Source organism: Kitasatospora purpeofusca, from assembly GCF_036010405.1.
Lineage (GTDB): Bacteria > Actinomycetota > Actinomycetes > Streptomycetales > Streptomycetaceae > Kitasatospora > Kitasatospora purpeofusca.
Genome location: NZ_CP108561.1, coordinates 6,993,241 through 7,008,272, shown reverse-complemented (window position 1 = coordinate 7,008,272; position 15,032 = coordinate 6,993,241). Strand labels below are relative to the sequence as shown.

19 protein-coding genes are annotated in these 15,032 nt (G+C 74.2%); 8 read left to right on the top strand and 11 right to left on the bottom strand.

The genetic code is table 11. The annotated features are described in order from the left end of the window. Positions 1–110 precede the first annotated feature (110 nt). The 5 genes from OG715_RS30730 to OG715_RS30710 all read left to right on the top strand — a co-directional run bounded on the left by OG715_RS30730 (position 111) and on the right by OG715_RS30710 (position 4,717). Complete coding sequence (locus OG715_RS30730; RefSeq protein WP_407661138.1) at positions 111–1,673, top strand: TldD/PmbA family protein; 1,563 nt, start codon at positions 111–113, stop codon at positions 1,671–1,673. Next, positions 1,673–3,076 (top strand): metallopeptidase TldD-related protein, encoded by a 1,404-nt coding sequence (locus OG715_RS30725; RefSeq protein WP_266274037.1) that lies wholly within the window; start codon positions 1,673–1,675, stop codon positions 3,074–3,076. The genes OG715_RS30730 and OG715_RS30725 overlap by 1 nt, the downstream gene beginning before the upstream one ends. A gap of 31 nt (positions 3,077–3,107) precedes the next feature. Continuing rightward, positions 3,108–3,656 carry an RNA 2'-phosphotransferase gene (locus OG715_RS30720; protein ID WP_266274038.1) on the top strand — a complete coding sequence of 183 codons (549 nt, stop codon included), beginning with the start codon at positions 3,108–3,110 and terminating at the stop codon, positions 3,654–3,656. Positions 3,657–3,758: 102 nt separating this feature from the next. Further along, on the top strand, positions 3,759–4,148 hold the full coding sequence (locus OG715_RS30715) for a DUF3099 domain-containing protein (protein ID WP_266274039.1): 390 nt from the start codon (positions 3,759–3,761) through the stop codon (positions 4,146–4,148). A 335-nt stretch (positions 4,149–4,483) separates the two neighbouring features. Further along, positions 4,484–4,717, top strand: coding sequence for a hypothetical protein (locus tag OG715_RS30710; protein WP_266274040.1), 234 nt, complete (start codon positions 4,484–4,486; stop codon positions 4,715–4,717). Between the two features lie 17 nt (positions 4,718–4,734). Here the strand turns inward: OG715_RS30710 and moaA are convergent, their stop codons facing one another. From moaA to OG715_RS30690, 4 genes are all read right to left on the bottom strand, one after another. Beyond that, a complete protein-coding gene (gene moaA, locus OG715_RS30705) occupies positions 4,735–5,724 on the bottom strand; it encodes a GTP 3',8-cyclase MoaA (protein WP_266274041.1) in 990 nt (329 codons plus the stop codon). 92 nt (positions 5,725–5,816) lie between these two features. Next, positions 5,817–7,427: a solute symporter family protein gene (locus OG715_RS30700; RefSeq protein WP_266274042.1), complete on the bottom strand. Its 1,611-nt coding sequence runs from the start codon at positions 7,425–7,427 to the stop codon at positions 5,817–5,819. After that, on the bottom strand, positions 7,424–7,780 hold the full coding sequence (locus OG715_RS30695; RefSeq protein WP_266274043.1) for a DUF485 domain-containing protein: 357 nt from the start codon (positions 7,778–7,780) through the stop codon (positions 7,424–7,426). Before OG715_RS30695 ends, OG715_RS30700 begins: the two co-directional genes overlap by 4 nt. A 277-nt stretch (positions 7,781–8,057) precedes the next feature. Continuing rightward, positions 8,058–9,101, bottom strand: a complete 1,044-nt coding sequence (locus OG715_RS30690) for a zinc-dependent alcohol dehydrogenase family protein (protein ID WP_266274044.1) — start codon at positions 9,099–9,101, stop codon at positions 8,058–8,060. 193 nt (positions 9,102–9,294) lie between these two features. Between OG715_RS30690 and OG715_RS30685 the strand changes: the two genes are divergently transcribed. Both OG715_RS30685 and OG715_RS30680 read left to right on the top strand, forming a co-directional pair. After that, positions 9,295–10,293 carry a DEDDh family exonuclease gene (locus tag OG715_RS30685; protein WP_266274045.1) on the top strand — a complete coding sequence of 333 codons (999 nt, stop codon included), beginning with the start codon at positions 9,295–9,297 and terminating at the stop codon, positions 10,291–10,293. Positions 10,294–10,324: 31 nt separating this feature from the next. Further along, complete coding sequence (locus tag OG715_RS30680; protein WP_266274046.1) at positions 10,325–11,122, top strand: SURF1 family cytochrome oxidase biogenesis protein; 798 nt, start codon at positions 10,325–10,327, stop codon at positions 11,120–11,122. A gap of 19 nt (positions 11,123–11,141) precedes the next feature. Here OG715_RS30680 and trxA read toward each other — a convergent pair whose 3' ends face one another. Both trxA and OG715_RS30670 read right to left on the bottom strand, forming a co-directional pair. Further along, complete coding sequence (gene trxA, locus OG715_RS30675; protein ID WP_323182228.1) at positions 11,142–11,474, bottom strand: thioredoxin; 333 nt, start codon at positions 11,472–11,474, stop codon at positions 11,142–11,144. 3 nt (positions 11,475–11,477) lie between these two features. Further along, the gene (locus tag OG715_RS30670; protein ID WP_266274047.1) at positions 11,478–11,921 is read right to left on the bottom strand and encodes a MerR family transcriptional regulator; all 444 of its coding nucleotides are present in this window, start codon (positions 11,919–11,921) and stop codon (positions 11,478–11,480) included. Positions 11,922–12,063: 142 nt separating this feature from the next. Between OG715_RS30670 and OG715_RS30665 the strand changes: the two genes are divergently transcribed. Further along, positions 12,064–12,837, top strand: coding sequence for an SDR family oxidoreductase (locus OG715_RS30665; RefSeq protein WP_266274048.1), 774 nt, complete (start codon positions 12,064–12,066; stop codon positions 12,835–12,837). Positions 12,838–12,876: 39 nt separating this feature from the next. On the opposite strand, the gene OG715_RS30660 is transcribed toward OG715_RS30665, so the two are convergent. From OG715_RS30660 to OG715_RS30640, 5 genes are read right to left on the bottom strand one after another with little or no spacing between them, the layout of a single operon-like run. After that, positions 12,877–13,518, bottom strand: coding sequence for an alkaline shock response membrane anchor protein AmaP (locus tag OG715_RS30660; RefSeq protein WP_266274049.1), 642 nt, complete (start codon positions 13,516–13,518; stop codon positions 12,877–12,879). Further along, entirely contained in the window at positions 13,515–14,216 is a 702-nt protein-coding gene (locus OG715_RS30655) for a DUF6286 domain-containing protein (RefSeq protein ID WP_266274050.1), read from the bottom strand. Before OG715_RS30655 ends, OG715_RS30660 begins: the two co-directional genes overlap by 4 nt. After that, positions 14,213–14,434, bottom strand: a complete 222-nt coding sequence (locus tag OG715_RS30650) for a hypothetical protein (protein ID WP_266274051.1) — start codon at positions 14,432–14,434, stop codon at positions 14,213–14,215. The genes OG715_RS30655 and OG715_RS30650 overlap by 4 nt, the downstream gene beginning before the upstream one ends. After that, positions 14,431–14,790, bottom strand: a complete 360-nt coding sequence (locus OG715_RS30645; RefSeq protein WP_266274052.1) for a hypothetical protein — start codon at positions 14,788–14,790, stop codon at positions 14,431–14,433. The genes OG715_RS30650 and OG715_RS30645 overlap by 4 nt, the downstream gene beginning before the upstream one ends. Further along, a complete protein-coding gene (locus OG715_RS30640) occupies positions 14,790–14,981 on the bottom strand; it encodes a hypothetical protein (protein ID WP_030398276.1) in 192 nt (63 codons plus the stop codon). Before OG715_RS30640 ends, OG715_RS30645 begins: the two co-directional genes overlap by 1 nt. Between the last annotated feature and the right edge of the window lie 51 nt (positions 14,982–15,032).

Sequence of the window (15,032 nt, the reverse complement as noted above, 5' to 3'; positions counted from 1 at the left end):
AATGCGCTGGCCGAAACCCCTGTGACGGGCCATGATGCCGTGCGGGTACCCCCGTTCACCCGGGGGTCCTGCACCACCGTCCCCCCGACCAGGGAGCCCGATTGTCTCCGCTGCCCCCGACCAGCACGCCCCCGGCCCCCGGCGGCGGCGCCCCGCGCACCGTCGACCCGCTCTTCCTCGGCCTGCCGCTGCGCGCCCTGGCCGACGCCGCCCTCACCCGGGCCCGCGGACTCGGCGTCGAGCACGCCGACTTCCGCCTGGAGCGGGTCCGCAGCGCCTCCTGGCGGCTGCGCGACGCCCGCCCGGCCGGCACCTCCGACAGCGTCCAGCTCGGTTTCGCCGTCCGGGTGCTGCTGGACGGCGCCTGGGGCTTCGCCGCCGGGGTGGACCTCACCCCGGACGCGGCGGCGCGGGTGGCCGAGCAGGCCGTCGCGGTGGCCCGGCTGTCCGGCGGGATCAGCCGCGCCGCGGGGTCGAAGGAGCGGGTGGAGCTGGCCGCGGAGCCGGTGCACCCGGACGTCACCTGGGTGTCCGCGTACGACGTGAACCCCTTCGAGGTGCCGGACGCCGAGAAGACGGCGCTGCTCGCCGGGTGGAGCTCCCGGCTGCTGGCCGCCGAGGGCGTCTCGCACGTCCAGGCGACCCTGCTGACCGTGCAGGAGAACAAGTTCTACGCGGACACCGCCGGCACCGTCACCACCCAGCAGCGGATCCGGCTGCACCCGGAGCTGGAGGCCACCTCGGTGGACGGGCGCACCGGCGCCTTCGAGTCGATGCGCACCCTCGCCCCGCCGGTCGGCTGCGGCTTCGAGTACCTGACCGGCACCGGCTGGGACTGGGACGCCGAACTCGGCGAGCTGCCCGTCCTGCTGGCCGAGAAGATGCGGGCGCCGAGCGTCGAGGCGGGCCGCTACGACCTGGTGATCGACCCGTCCAACCTGTGGCTGACCATCCACGAGTCGATCGGCCACGCCACCGAGCTGGACCGCGCGCTCGGCTACGAGGCCGCCTACGCCGGCACCTCCTTCGCCACCTACGACAAGCTCGGCTCGCTGAAGTACGGCTCCGAGCTGATGCACGTCACCGGCGACCGCACCGCCGAGCACGGCCTGTCCACCGTCGGCTACGACGACGAGGGCGTGGCCGCGCAGTCCTGGGACCTGGTCAAGGACGGGGTGCTGGTCGGCTACCAGCTCGACCGGGCGATGGCCGCGCTCAAGGGCCTCGGGCGGTCCAACGGCTGCGCCTTCGCCGACTCCCCCGCGCACGTGCCGGTGCAGCGGATGGCGAACGTCTCGCTGCAGCCCGCCGCCGACGGTCCGTCCACCGAGGGCCTGTTCGCGGACGTCGAGAACGGCCTGTACATCGTCGGCGACCGGTCCTGGTCGATCGACATGCAGCGCTACAACTTCCAGTTCACCGGCCAGCGCGCGTACGCCATCCGCAACGGCGAACTCGCTGGCCAGGTCAAGGACTTCGCCTACCAGGCGACCACCACCGACTTCTGGGGCTCGATGACGGCCGTCGGCGGCCCGCAGACCTACGTCCTGGGCGGCGCCTTCAACTGCGGCAAGGCGCAGCCCGGCCAGGTCGCCGCCGTCAGCCACGGCTGCCCGTCGGCGCTGTTCCGGAACGTCAATGTGCTCAACACCCAGCAGGAGGCGGGTCACTGATGGCCGCGACGCAGCCCCACGAACTCGTCGAGCTCGCGCTCGGCCTCTCCCGCGCCGACGGCTGTGTGGTGATCGCCGACGAGGAGTCGACCGCCAACCTGCGCTGGGCCGGCAACGCCCTCACCACCAACGGCGTCACCCGGGGCCGGCGGCTCACCGTGATCGCCACGGTGGACGGCGCCGAGGGCACCGCCTCCGGCGCGGTCTCCCGCGAGGCCGTCGTCCCGGAGGAGGTGGCCGCACTGGTGCTGGCCGCCGAGGAGGCCGCCCGCGCGGCCGGTCCGGCCGAGGACGCCCGGCCGCTGGTCACCACCGCCGAGCAGACGCCCTCGCCGGACTTCACCGCACCGCCGGCGGAGACATCGATCGAGGTGTTCGCGCGCTTCGGACCCGCCCTCGGCCGGGCCTTCGCCGACGCGGCCGGGCGGGGCGAGCTGCTGTACGGCTTCGCCCGGCACGAGCTGGTCAGCAGCTACCTGGGCACCTCCACCGGTCTGCGGCTGCGGCACGACCAGCCGACCGGCATGGTCGAGCTGAACGCCAAGGCCGCCGACCTGTCCGACTCGGCCTGGGTCGGCGCCGCCACCCGGGACTTCACCGACGTCGACATCACGGCACTGCACGCCGAGGCGACCCGGCGGCTCGGCTGGGGCGCCCGGCGGATCGACCTGCCGGCCGGCCGGTACGAGACGCTGCTGCCGCCGTCGGCCGTCGCCGACCTGATGATCCAGCTGAACTGGTCGTCCGGCGGCCGTGACGCCGTCGAGGGCCGGACGGTGTTCTCCCGGCCCGGCGGAGGCACTCGGATCGGCGACAAGCTGGCCGCGCTGCCGCTGACCCTGCGCTCCGACCCGGCCGAACCGGGCCTGGAGTGCGCGCCGTTCGTGCTGGCGCACGCCAGCGAGGACGAGTCCTCGGTGTTCGACAACGGCCTGCCGCTGACCGCCACCGACTGGATCCGCGACGGCGAGCTGGCCTCGCTGGTCACCAGCCGCCACTCGGCCGCGCTGGGCGGCCTGCCGGCGCGCCCGGCGGTCGACAACCTCGTCCTGGAGGCGGCCGGCCAGGAGTCCGCGCCGACCCTGGAGGAGATGATCGCCCGCACCGAGCGCGGCCTGCTGCTCACCTGCCTCTGGTACATCCGCGAGGTGGACCCGGCGACGCTGCTGCTGACCGGTCTGACCCGGGACGGCGTCTACCTGGTGGAGAACGGCGAGGTGGTCGGGGCGGTCAACAACTTCCGCTTCAACGAGTCGCCGGTGGACCTGCTCGGCCGGATCACCGAGGTGGGCCGGACCGAGCGCTGCCTGCCGCGCGAGTGGAGCGACTGGTTCACCCGGACGGCGATGCCGCCGGTCCGGATCACGGGCTTCAACATGAGTTCGGTCAGCCAGGCCTCGTAGCCGGGCGGCCGTCGAGGGGGGAACGACGGGGATGGACGAGAAGCGCACGGTCAGGACGAGCAAGATGCTGTCGCGGATCCTGCGGCACGAGCCGGAACGGGTCGGGGTCGCCCTGGACCCGGCCGGCTGGGTGGGGGTGGACGTCCTGCTCACCGCGCTGGCGGCCCGGGGCACCCGGCTGACCAGGGCGGAGCTGGACCACGTGGTGGCGACCAACAACAAGCGCCGCTTCGCCTACTCGCCGGACGGCCTCTCGATCCGGGCCAGCCAGGGGCACACGGTGGCGGTCGACCTCGGTCTGGCCGCCACCGAGCCCCCACCGGTGCTGTTCCACGGCACCGCGACCCGGAGCCTGGAGGCGATCCACCGGGAGGGGCTGCGCCCGATGGCCCGGCAGGACGTCCACCTCTCCGCGGACTCCGAGACCGCGACCCGGGTGGGCTCCCGGCACGGCCGCCCGGTGGTGCTGCTGGTGGACGCGGCCGCGATGGCCGCCGCGGGCCACGAGTTCCGGGTGAGCGCCAACGGGGTCTGGCTGACGGACGGGGTGCCGCCGGAGTACCTCTCCCGGCGTCTTTGAGGCGTGTCCGCCGACCCGGTCTCGTCGCCGGACCCCTCCGGGCGTACCGTGAGGTGGCCGTGCGGCGAGGCGCGCGGGAGCGTGGACGAGGGCGGTAGGGACATGGGCAAGAGCACCGGGGCCGGACAGGTCCACCGGATCACGGGGGCCCGCAGCAGCCTCAGCGAGGACGTCCGGGGCCGCCAGCGCCGCTATGTGGCGTCGATGCTGCTGCGGACGGCCTGCGTCCTGCTCGCGGTGGTCCTGTGGGACGTGGAGCGGTGGCTGGCGCTCGTGGCGCTGGCGGGCGCGGTGCTGCTGCCGTACTTCGCGGTGCTGCTCGCCAACGCGGGCCGGGAGCGCGCGCCGGGGCTGCCGTCCACCTTCGACGTGCCGCCGGAGACGCCGCTGATGCTGGGCCCCGGGGGCACCGGCGGCGGAGGGGCGAATGTGACTCACGGTGCCGATGGGGCGGGCCGTGTGCCCACCGATCCTTCACAGAATCAGAACTGAGCGCCCGTTTTGACCGAATTTCCATCCTTTGCCTGAGCGGAAAGCTCAGAAGAAGCTCAGATTAATCATGCAAGACCTCCCCATACCCGGCTCCTACCGTGACATACTGCGTACGCGCTCCGCATCCCCCGTCGGAGCGACGGACCGACGCCGGGCGGCTCCCCCCGTGGCTGCCCGGCGTCGCCATGTGTTCTCCGGGTCCGGCTCCCCCGCCTCCTCCCGGAGGAACGGCTCCGGAGCGTGACAGACTGGCGGTGACCACCCCCGCCGATCGCCCGCGGACCGCCCGGCGATCACGCGACGACCCGCCGCCGACCGCCCCGAGGACGACTCCGATGCTGCTCCCCGACGCCCCTCAGCCGCAGACCCCGATCTGCTCCGCCAAGGGCTGCCGCGCGGACGCCGTCTGGGTCCTGGTCTGGAACAACCCCAAGCTGCACACCCAGGACCGGCGCAAGACCTGGCTCGCCTGCGACGAGCACCGCGAGCACCTCTCCCAGTTCCTGGGCGTCCGCGGCTTCCTCAAGGAGGTCCTCCCCTTCGCCGGGTGGACCCCCGACGCGGGCTGAGCCGCAGCAGAGCGGTCCTAGCCGCCGATCGCCGACATCGGGCGGTCCGGCTGGTGGAACTCCGGGCTGTCGATCCCGGCTCCGGCCTTCTTGCCCCACATCGCCGTACGCCAGCGGGCGGCGAGTTCGGCGTCGTCGGCGCCGGAGCGCAGGGCCGAGCGCAGATCGGTCTCGCCGGTGGCGAAGAGGCAGTCGCGGACCTGGCCGTCGGCGGTGAGCCGGGTGCGGTCGCAGGCGCGGCAGAACGGGCGGGTCACCGAGGCGATCACCCCGACCCGGCCGGGGCCGCCGTCCACCAGCCAGCGTTCGGCGGGCGCCGCGCCCCGGGTCGTGGAGGGCTCGGGAGTGAGGTCGAAGCGGGCGGACAGCCGGTCCAGGATCTCCTCGGCGGTGATCATCGAGGAGCGGTCCCAGCCGTGCTGGGCGTCCAGCGGCATCTGCTCGATGAACCGCAGTTCGTAGCCGCGCTCCAGGCACCAGGCGAGCAGCGCGGGCGCCTCGTCCTCGTTGACGCCGCGCATCAGCACCGCGTTGAGCTTGACCGGGGTGAGCCCGGCGGCCTCGGCGGCGGCCAGGCCGTCCAGGACGTCCTGGTGGCGGTGGCGCCGGGTGAGGGTGTGGAAGGTGTCCGGGTCGAGGGTGTCGAGCGAGACGTTCACCCGGTCCAGTCCGGCCGCGCGCAGCGCCGCCGCGGTGCGGGCGAGGCCGATGCCGTTGGTGGTGAGGGAGAGCTCGGGGCGCGGGTCGAGGGCGGCGCAGGCCTGGACGATGCCGACCAGTCCGGGGCGCAGCAGCGGCTCTCCGCCGGTGAAGCGGACCTCCTGGACGCCGAGGTCGCGGACCGCGACCGTCACCAGCCGGACGATCTCCTCGTCGGTGAGCAGGTCGGGCTTGGCCAGCCACTGGAGGCCCTGCTCCGGCATGCAGTAGGTGCAGCGCAGGTTGCACCGGTCGGTCAGGGAGACCCGGAGGTCGACGGCGCGGCGGCCGAAGGTGTCGAGCAGCACAGCGGTCCCTTCCCGAGTGAGGTGCCGCCTGGGTGCGGCCGGCCCGGCCACCGTCGCGGCGGGGCCGGGCCAGCTTAGTCACCGGCTGTTCGTCAGTGGGCGCCCAGCCCGGTCAGCGAGCGGACCTCCAGTTCAGCGTACTTCGCCGGGTCGGCCTGCTCACGGGAGAGCACGGTGCCGAGCCAGCCGGCGAGGAAGCCGACCGGGATCGAGACCAGGCCGGGGTTCTCCAGCGGGAACCAGTGGAAGTCGGAGTGCGGGAAGAGCGAGTTCTTACCGCCCGAGACCACCGGTGAGAAGACCACCAGCAGCACCGAGCTGACCAGTCCGGCGTAGACGGAGCTGACCGCGCCGACCGTGTTGAACCTTCTCCAGAAGAGCGAGAACAGCAGGGTGGGCAGGTTCGCCGAGGCGGCGACCGCGAAGGCCAGGGCGACCAGGGCGGCGGTGTTGAGCTTGTCGGCGAACAGGCTGAGCGTGATCGCCACCGCGCCGATCCCGGCGGCGGCCCACTTGGCCACGTGCACCTCCTGGCGCTCGGAGACCTTGCCGCGCCGGATGACGTTGGCGTAGAGGTCGTGGGCGAAGGAGGCCGAGGAGGCCAGGGTGAGCCCGGCGACCACGGCGAGGATGGTGGCGAAGGCGACCGCGGAGATCACCGCGAGCAGCACGGCGCCGCCGGTGGTGCCCGCGCCGCCGCCGAGGTTCTCGGCGAGCAGCGGGGCCGCGGTGTTGCCGGCCGCGTTGGAGGCCTTGATGGTCTTCGGGCCGACCAGCGCGGCGGCGCCGAAGCCGAGCGCGAGGGTCATCAGGTAGAAGCCGCCGATGATGCCGATCGCCCAGAGCACGGACTTCCGGGCGGCCTTGGCGGTGGGCACGGTGTAGAAGCGGACCAGGATGTGCGGCAGTCCGGCGGTGCCCAGCACCAGCGCGAGGCCGAGGCTGAGGAAGTCGAGCTTGCTGGTGCCGGTGGCCCCGTACTTCAGCCCCGGCTCCAGGAAGGCGTTGGCCTTGCCGCTGGCGTCGGCGGCGGCGCCGAGCAGGCTGGAGATGTTGAAGTGGTACTTGGCGAGCACCAGGACGGTCATCAGCGCGGTGCCGGCGATCAGCAGCACGGCCTTGACGATCTGCACCCAGGTGGTGCCCTTCATACCCCCTATGGCGACGTAGAGGACCATCAGCGCGCCGACCGCGACGATGGTCCAGCGCTTGGCGCCGTCGCCGCTGACCCCGAGGAGCAGGGCGACCAGGCTGCCGGCGCCGACCATCTGGGCGAGCAGGTAGAAGATCGACACCACGATGGTGGAGATGCCGGCGGCGGTGCGCACCGGGCGCTGGCGCATCCGGAAGGCCAGCACGTCGGCCATGGTGTAGCGGCCGGAGTTGCGCAGCGGCTCGGCGACCAGCAGCAGGGCCACCAGCCAGGCGACCAGGAAGCCGATCGAGTACAGGAAGCCGTCGTAGCCGAACAGCGCGATGGCTCCGGCGATGCCGAGGAACGAGGCCGCGGACATGTAGTCGCCGGAGATGGCGAGGCCGTTCTGGAAGCCGGAGAAGCTCCGGCCGCCGGCGTAGAAGTCGGCGGCGTCCTTGGTCTGGCGGCCGGCCCAGACGGTGATGCCGAGGGTGGCGAGCACGAAGATCCCGAACAGGGTCATCGTGAGGCCGCGGTGGTCGGTGGCGGACGTGGCGAGCAGGTTCATTCGGCGGCCTCCCGGGGGGCGTGGACGACGGCGCCGCGCGCCTCGCGGATGGCGGCCGCGGGCGGGTCCAGCCTCCGGGCGGCGTAGCGCGCGTACCAGGCCGCGATGGCGAAGGTGGTGACGAACTGGAGCAGTCCGAGGACGAGGGCGACGTTGATGTGTCCGACGACCCGGGTGCCCATCAGGCCGGGGGCGTAGCTGGAGAGCAGGACGTAGAGCAGGTACCAGAGCACGAAACCGATGGTGACCGGAAACGCGTAGCTCCGGAACGAGGACCGGAGGTCGCGGAACTCGGCGCTCTCCTCGATGAGTTGGGTTTCGGTGACGGTGGTGTCGATCGGCGGCGATTCCACTCTGACTCCTCACTCGTTCGGCGTAGTGGTCGCACCAGTGGAACGATCGGACGTGAGCGGCGTCACAGTCCGGATGCGCGCCGCGCAATGCTAGGAGGGTGGCGCGTAAGCCGAAAGTGTTTGACCGTGACCAGCCAGACGTTCACCCCTCTGCACTAACCGATTGGCCGAAAACCACCGTATCCGGGCAAACGGAAGGGGCGGCACCGGCCATTCGGTGCCGCCCCGACCACCCGTCAGGACCTCTTCGCGACAAGCCCCGCCAAGAGGCGTCCGATCAGAACTCGATCCGCACCTTCAGCGCGGAGCGGTCGGTCATCGCCCGGTAGCCGTCCGGAACGCCGTCCAGGTCGACCGTGCGGTCGAAGACCAGGCCCGGCTCGATCGCGCCGGACAGGACGTCCGCGAGCAGCTCGGGGATGTAGGCGCGGGCCGGCGCGACGCCGCCGTTGAGCGAAACGTTTCGGCCGAACATCTGACCGATGTCCACGCCCGCGCTGCCGCCGTGCGGCACACCCACGTAACCGACCGCGCCGCCGTCCCGGGCGATCGACACGGCGGTGCGCATCGACTCCTCGGTGCCGACCGCCTCCAGCACGGCGTGCGCGCCCTGCCCGCCGGTCAGCTCGCGCACCGCCTCGATCGCCGCCTCGCCGCGCTCGGCGACCACGTCGGTCGCGCCGAACCGGCGGGCCAGGTCCGTCCGGGCGGTGTGCCGGCCCAGCGCGATGATCCGCCCGGCGCCCAGCCGGTGCGCGGCCAGCACCCCGCACAGGCCGACCGCGCCGTCCCCGACCACCGCCACCGTGTCGCCCGCCCGGACCCGCGCCGAGACCGCCGCGTGGTGACCGGTCGCCATCACGTCCGACAGCGCCAGCAGGCCCGGCAGCAGCTTCTCGTCGCCCAGCGCCTCCTTGGGCAGCTTCACCAGGGTGCCGTCCGCGAACGGGACGCGCACCGCCTCGCCCTGCCCGCCGTCCGAGCCGACCTCGCCCCAGAAGCCGCCGTGCGGGCAGGAGGTCTGCAGTCCCTCGCGACAAAAGTCACACGTGCCGTCCGACCAGACGAACGGCGCCACCACCAGGTCGCCCCGGCGGAAGTCGCGGACCTCGGCGCCGACCTCCTCGACCACACCCAGGAACTCGTGCCCGATCCGCTGCCCGGCCACCCGCGAGGCGACACCCCGGTACGCCCACAGGTCGCTGCCGCAGATGCAGGCGTTCACCACCCGCACCACGACGTCGGTCGGCTGCTGGACGACCGGGTCCGGCACCTGCTCGATCCGGATGTCATTGGGACCGTGGATGACCGTGGCGCGCATGAGGGTTCGTCCTTCGCAGAGGTGTCCGCAGGGGTGGCGCGGACGACCGGAAAACAATCGACCAGATGTACGACGACTGCACCGTCCACTCTATTCCGGGGCGCCCCCGGCAACATTCCGGACAGCGGCGGACCGGGGCCCACCTCGCCGGACCGCCCTCCGCGACCGCCGACGGGCCGTATTCTGTTGCACCATGTACGCGATCCAGCCCGAGACCCCCGGCGCAGCTCCGCGGACCGCCCCCCTCCCGGCCCAGCGGTCCGCCGCGCCCGCCGCCGGCTTCGCGGTGGTGGACGTCGAGACCACCGGCCTCGGCCGGACGGACCGCGTCATCTCGGCGGGCGTCTACCAGCTGGACGACGAGGGCGAGGTCACCGACCACTGGTACACCCTGGTCAACCCCGAGCGCGACCCCGGCCCGGTCTGGATCCACGGCCTCACCGACGACCAGCTGGCCGGCGCCCCCACCTTCCCGGAGATCGCCGGCGAGTTCGCCGAGCGGCTGCGCGACCGGGTTCTGGTCGCCCACAACGCGCTCTTCGACTGGAACATGATCTCCCGCGAGTTCTCCCGGGCCGGCCTGCACGCCCCGGTCGACCAGCGGCTGTGCACCATGGTGCTCGCCCGCGACCTGCGGCTGCCGCTGCCCAACGGCAAGCTCTCCTCGCTCGCCCAGTACTTCGGCGTCCAGCAGCGCCAGGCGCACAACGCGCTCGACGACGCCCGGGTCCTCGCCGAGGCCTTCCGCCCCAGCCTGCACCTGGCCCGCTCCGGCGGCGTCCCGCTGCCGCTCCAGGCCTGCGTCGCCGTCACCGACCTCGGCGAGGACACCCCCGCCTCCCCCTCCCGGGCCTCCTGGACCGGCGCGGCCTACCGCCAGGCCAAGAAGCGCCCGCCGTGCCCCTACCCCAACCCGGGACGCTGGGCGGACGGCGGTCCGCTGGTCCAGGGCATGCGGATCGCCTTCACCGGCGACACCGCCACCGACCGGGAACTGCTGGAGGACCGCGCCGTCGAGGCCGGCCTGCACATCGCCACCTCGGTGAGCCGCCTCACCAGCCTGCTGGTCACCAACGAACCGGGCAGCTGGAGCGGCAAGGCCCGCCGGGCCCGCGAGCTCGGCACCCCGGTCGTCGGCGAGGACGCCTTCCTCCAACTGCTCCGCGAGGTCGCCCCGCACCCCGGTGCGTGAGCCCGTTGTGAACAGGGCGTACCGTGCCCATGTGTACCGTTTTCTGCTCTCCCGGCGCTGGCTGATCACCCTGCTGATCGCCCTGCTGCTGATCCCCGCGACCGTCCGGCTGGGGTTCTGGCAGCTGCACCGCCACGAGGCGCGGGTCGACCGCAACGAGCTGATCGCCCGGTCCCTCACCGACCAGCCCGTGCCGTTCGACACCCTGTCGGCGGCGCCCGGCTTCGCCGTCCCCAAGGACCTCACCTGGCGGACCGTGACGGCCACCGGGCAGTACGACCCGGCGCACGAGTTCGTGGTCCGCAAGCGGACCGACTCCAGCGGCGACAAGATCGGCTACTTCGTGATCACCCCGCTGGTGCTCGCCGACGGCGCGGGCACCGTCCTGGTCAACCGGGGCTGGGTGGCCTCCGGCAACTCCGCCGTCGAGTACCCCGCCGTCCCGGCCGCCCCGGCCGGCCAGGTCGCCCTGACCGGCCGGCTGCGCGCCGACGAGGCCGCCGGCGGCAGCATCAAGGACCGGGCCGGACTGCCGGACCGGCAGTTCAACCTGATCAGCTCCACCCAGCAGGCCAGGGAAACCGGCGCCGCCCTGCTCGGCGGCTACCTGGAGCTCACCGCCACCCTGCCGGCCCCCGCCGACCAGCCCGAGCTGCTGCCCGAGCCCAACCACTCCGACATCGGGCCGCACATGGCGTACGCGATCCAGTGGTGGCTCTTCACCGCCCTGATCCCGGTCGGGTTCGTGGTGATGGCCCGGCGCGAGGCCAAGGACCGCCGCAAGGAGGCCGCCGGGACCGAGGGCCTGCCGGTCGCCGTCCCCGCCTGAGCCCCCGGGCCGCCACCCGTCAGATCACGTCCTCCAGGTCGCGCAGCAGCCGGGCCTTGGCCCGCGCGCCGACCACCGACTTCACCGGCTCACCGCCGCGGAACACCATCAGCGTCGGCATCGACAGCACGCCGTAGGCCGCCTGGGTCTCCGGATTGTGGTCCACGTCCAGACTGACCACCGTCAGCCGGTGCGCCTCCTCCCGGGCGATGTCCGCCAGGACGGGCGCCATCTGGCGGCACGGCGGGCACCAGTCCGCCGTGAAGTCCACCAGCACCGGCCCCTCGGCGGCCAGCACCTCGGCGGCGAAGGTCTCGTCCGTCACCGTCGTCACTCCCGCGATCCGCATCATGCGCTACCACTCCCCTGTGTTCCGGTCGGGGGCCGCGGACGCGGCCCACTCGCACTGCGGCGGCTCCCCGGCGGCCCCGGCCGCCAGCGCGTCGCGCTCCCGCTCCGCCCGGGCGAACTGCTCGGACACCCGGGAACGGACCTCCTCCAGCCGGGCGATGCACTCGTCCAGCTCGGACAGCTTCTTCCGGTAGACCTCCAGCGAGGCCGGGCAGGAGTCGCCGTGCGGGTGCCCCGCCTGCAGGCACTCGACGAACGGCCTGGTCTCCTCCAGCCCGAAGCCGAAGTCCTGGAGGGTGCGGATCTGCCGGAGCAGCCGCACGTCCTCCTCCCCGTACGCGCGGTACCCGTTGCCGGCCCGACGGGCCGGGAGCAGCCCGAGCTGCTCGTAGTACCGCAGTGCCCGGGTGGTCGTCCCCGCCCGCTTCGCCAGTTCACCGATCCGCATGTCCGGACCCTGCCCTTCCGGCAGCCGTCCGAACGCCGCCGGGACCGACGGTAGACCTTGACGCCGACGTCAACGCCAGCGGCACCGGCCGGCCCGCCGCGCCCGCTACCGACGGCCCGGGCCCACCCGGCAGGATGTGCCCATGGATCTTGGACTGCAGCACAAGGTGTACGTGGTCACCGGGGCGACCCGGGGCCTGGGCCTGGCCACCGCCCGCGAACTCGCCGCCGACGGCGCCCGGGTGCTGGTCACCGGCCGCGGCGCGGAGGCCGTCGACGCCGCCGCGGCCGAACTCGCCGCCCTCGGCGACGGGCCCGACGCGGTGCACGGACTGGTCGCCGACAACGCCGACCCCGGCACCGCCGAACGGCTGGTCGCCTCGGCCGTCGAACACTTCGGCCGCCTCGACGGCATCCTGATCAGCGTCGGCGGACCGCAGGCCGGACCGGTCGCCACCGCCCCCGAGGAAGCCTGGCGGGACGCCTTCGAATCGGTCTTCCTCGGCGCCCTGCGGATCGCCCGCGTCGCCGCCGCGGCCCTCGGCGAGGGCGGGGTGATCGGCTTCGTGCTCTCCGGCTCGGTCCGCCAACCCATCCCCGGCCTCGGCATCTCCAACGGCCTGCGCCCGGGCCTGGCGATGGCCGCCAAGTCGCTGGCCGACGAGCTCGGACCGCGCGGCATCCGGGTGGTGGGCCTGCTCCCGGCCCGGATCGACACCGACCGGGTCCGTGAGCTCGACGCGCTCGGCGGCGACCCGGAGGCCTCCCGGGCCCACCACAGCGCCGCGATCCCGCTCGGCCGCTACGGCACCCCGGAGGAGTTCGGCAAGGTCGCCGCGTTCCTGCTCTCCCCCGCCGCCTCCTACCTCACCGGGGTGATGGTCCCGGTCGACGGCGGCGCCCTGCGCGGCCTCTGAGCCGCCGCCGGGCGGACGTCGCCGTCGGGGACCGGGCGGTCAGACCACGCGTGGCCGCTTGCCCCGGCGGTGCTGACGCCCGGTGACCTCCGGCCGCGCCGCGACCACCCGGATCCGCAGCTCCGCCGGCAGCTCCGGCAGCCCCAGACTGGCCCGCGCCCCGGTGCGCGGGCCGGTCTCGAAGTGCTCGGCGAGCGCGGCCGGATCACCGCCCGGGGTCATCCGCACGGCCGCCCGCAGCCGGGGGTGCCGACGCCCGCGCACCAGCCGGACGCCCACCCGCTCGACCTCCGGCAGGGTGACCGCACCGCTCTCCACCGCCTCCTCCAGGGCCCTGGTCCGCAACCGCAGCCGCAGCCCGGACACCCCCGGCGTCGGCAGCAGGACGGTCGTCGGGCCGCTGCGGCGCAGCTGCGCCAGCAGCCACCAGCCGGTGCCCAGGACCACCAGCGAGAGGCCCCCGATCACCACCGGCCACCACCAGGACCGGTCCGCCCAGCGGGTGCGCGCCCGGACACCGAGCACCGGCCGGTCGGGCGAGGCGAGCGGCCAGCGGGACGGCGGGTCCACACCGAGGCGCCGGTACAGGTCGAGCCCGCCGAGCAGCACCAGCAGCCCGGCCGCCAGCAGCACCGCCCCGACCACCCCCAGCAGCAGCCGGTTGACCGCGGTCCGGCTCACCCGCCACCACCGCCCCGCACCGGACCCTCCGGCACGCTGCGCTCCGGCCCGCTGCCTTCGACCACGCTGTCCTCCCCCACCGGCTCCTCCTCCACCGGACCGGCCCCGGCCCGTCGACCCCGGCCCGCCGTCCGCACGTCCAGCCGCAGCGGCCCGGCCAGGGTGACCGCCGCCAGCTCCGCGCGCAGCTGCCGCTGCACCGAGGCCGGATCGGCCGGTCCGACCAGCGCGATCCGCACCCGGCGCCGGTTGATCCGCACCTTGAGGTGCTCGACACCCGGCAGCCCCGCCGCCCGGTCGGCCAGCAGCGCGGCCACACCGGACCGGTCGATGGCCGCCGCGGTGTCCCCGTGCGGGCGCAGCGGCAGCCAGCGGCCGAGGCCGGGGGCGAGCGCGAGCCACAGCAGCCAGCCGCCGAGCAGGGTGACCGCCCCGGCGCCGAGCAGTACCGCGAGATCGTCCACGTGCCGGGCGGCCAGCTCGTCGGCGAGGTCCGTACGCCACTGCCGGGCCGGCTGTCCGGCCCGGACGGCCACCACGTCGTACAGCAGCGCCAAGGCCAGGATCAGCAGCACGGTGGCCACCACGACGGCGGCCGTGGTGCGCGGCGCGCGCAGCCGGGGCACCTTCGGCGCCGGTTCGGCGGCCGGGTCCTCCGGGGTGTCCCCGGCCGGCGGCTCGCCGCCCCCGCCGCTCATGCCCGCCCCTCCTGGCCCGGCCGGCCGGGCCGGCGCACGACGAGGTCCGCCCGCCGCACGGCGGGCCCGGTCATCCAGCAGCCGCCGTGGCAGGCCGGTCCGCCGCCCGGGCCGGGACGGCCCCGGCCCCAGCCCGGCCCGGTGCTGCCGCCGCAACGGCCGCCGCCGGTGGCCCAGACCTCCCGCCGGCCCACCCCGGCGCTCCGCCAGGTGCTCATCCCGCCACCTCCGGCACCAGGTGCTCGACCACCACGACCACCTCGGCCACCCGGGTGGCCGTCAGGGCGCGGACGTCGGCGCCGATCCGGTCCTTGACGGCAAGGGCCAGGGCGGTGAGATCGGAGGGGAAGGGCAGGTCTACGGCCACCCGCACGGTGACCGGGGCGCCCGGCGCGGACGGGGTGTTCACCGAGACCGTGGGCGGTGCGCCGCGCGCGGTCCGGCCCTGCCAGGCGTCGGCGAGCGCCTCCCGGGCGGCCCTGGCGGCGATCCGGGCGTAGACCCGGTCGGCGATCCGCAGCCGGCCGCGTGTGCCGGGTCCCCCGTGCGCGGGCGCGGGGACGAGGGCCGCCATCAGCGGCGCCGGTCGCGACTGCGCAGCAGGTCGCCGAGCTCGCCGAGCTCGATGTCGCCCTCCAGCAGACGGCCGACCACGAATCCGACCACCCCCAGCGCGGCCACCAGCAGGAAGGCCGCGAACCCGCCGAAGTATCCGGCGAAGCCCAGGGCCATTCCCACCACCAGGCCGACGATGGCCAGGTTCATGCGTTCCACCTCGTCTTCGCGGGGGCGACTTCAGCCGGGGAGTGCTTCGGC

Bases quoted from the DNA above. Each gene is read 5' to 3' on its own strand.
- OG715_RS30715 (WP_266274039.1), top strand. From the start codon at position 3,759: ATGGGCAAGAGCACCGGGGCCGGACAGGTCCACCGGATCACGGGGGCC.
- OG715_RS30690 (WP_266274044.1), bottom strand. From the start codon at position 9,101: ATGCGCGCCACGGTCATCCACGGTCCCAATGACATCCGGATCGAGCAG.
- OG715_RS30645 (WP_266274052.1), bottom strand. From the start codon at position 14,790: ATGGCGGCCCTCGTCCCCGCGCCCGCGCACGGGGGACCCGGCACACGC.
- OG715_RS30665 (WP_266274048.1), top strand. From the start codon at position 12,064: ATGGATCTTGGACTGCAGCACAAGGTGTACGTGGTCACCGGGGCGACC.
- OG715_RS30670 (WP_266274047.1), bottom strand. From the start codon at position 11,921: ATGCGGATCGGTGAACTGGCGAAGCGGGCGGGGACGACCACCCGGGCA.
- OG715_RS30685 (WP_266274045.1), top strand. From the start codon at position 9,295: ATGTACGCGATCCAGCCCGAGACCCCCGGCGCAGCTCCGCGGACCGCC.
- OG715_RS30640 (WP_030398276.1), bottom strand. From the start codon at position 14,981: ATGAACCTGGCCATCGTCGGCCTGGTGGTGGGAATGGCCCTGGGCTTC.
- OG715_RS30710 (WP_266274040.1), top strand. From the start codon at position 4,484: ATGCTGCTCCCCGACGCCCCTCAGCCGCAGACCCCGATCTGCTCCGCC.
- OG715_RS30650 (WP_266274051.1), bottom strand. From the start codon at position 14,434: ATGAGCACCTGGCGGAGCGCCGGGGTGGGCCGGCGGGAGGTCTGGGCC.
- trxA (WP_323182228.1), bottom strand. From the start codon at position 11,474: ATGATGCGGATCGCGGGAGTGACGACGGTGACGGACGAGACCTTCGCC.
- OG715_RS30725 (WP_266274037.1), top strand. From the start codon at position 1,673: ATGGCCGCGACGCAGCCCCACGAACTCGTCGAGCTCGCGCTCGGCCTC.
- OG715_RS30720 (WP_266274038.1), top strand. From the start codon at position 3,108: ATGGACGAGAAGCGCACGGTCAGGACGAGCAAGATGCTGTCGCGGATC.
- OG715_RS30655 (WP_266274050.1), bottom strand. From the start codon at position 14,216: ATGAGCGGCGGGGGCGGCGAGCCGCCGGCCGGGGACACCCCGGAGGAC.
- OG715_RS30700 (WP_266274042.1), bottom strand. From the start codon at position 7,427: ATGAACCTGCTCGCCACGTCCGCCACCGACCACCGCGGCCTCACGATG.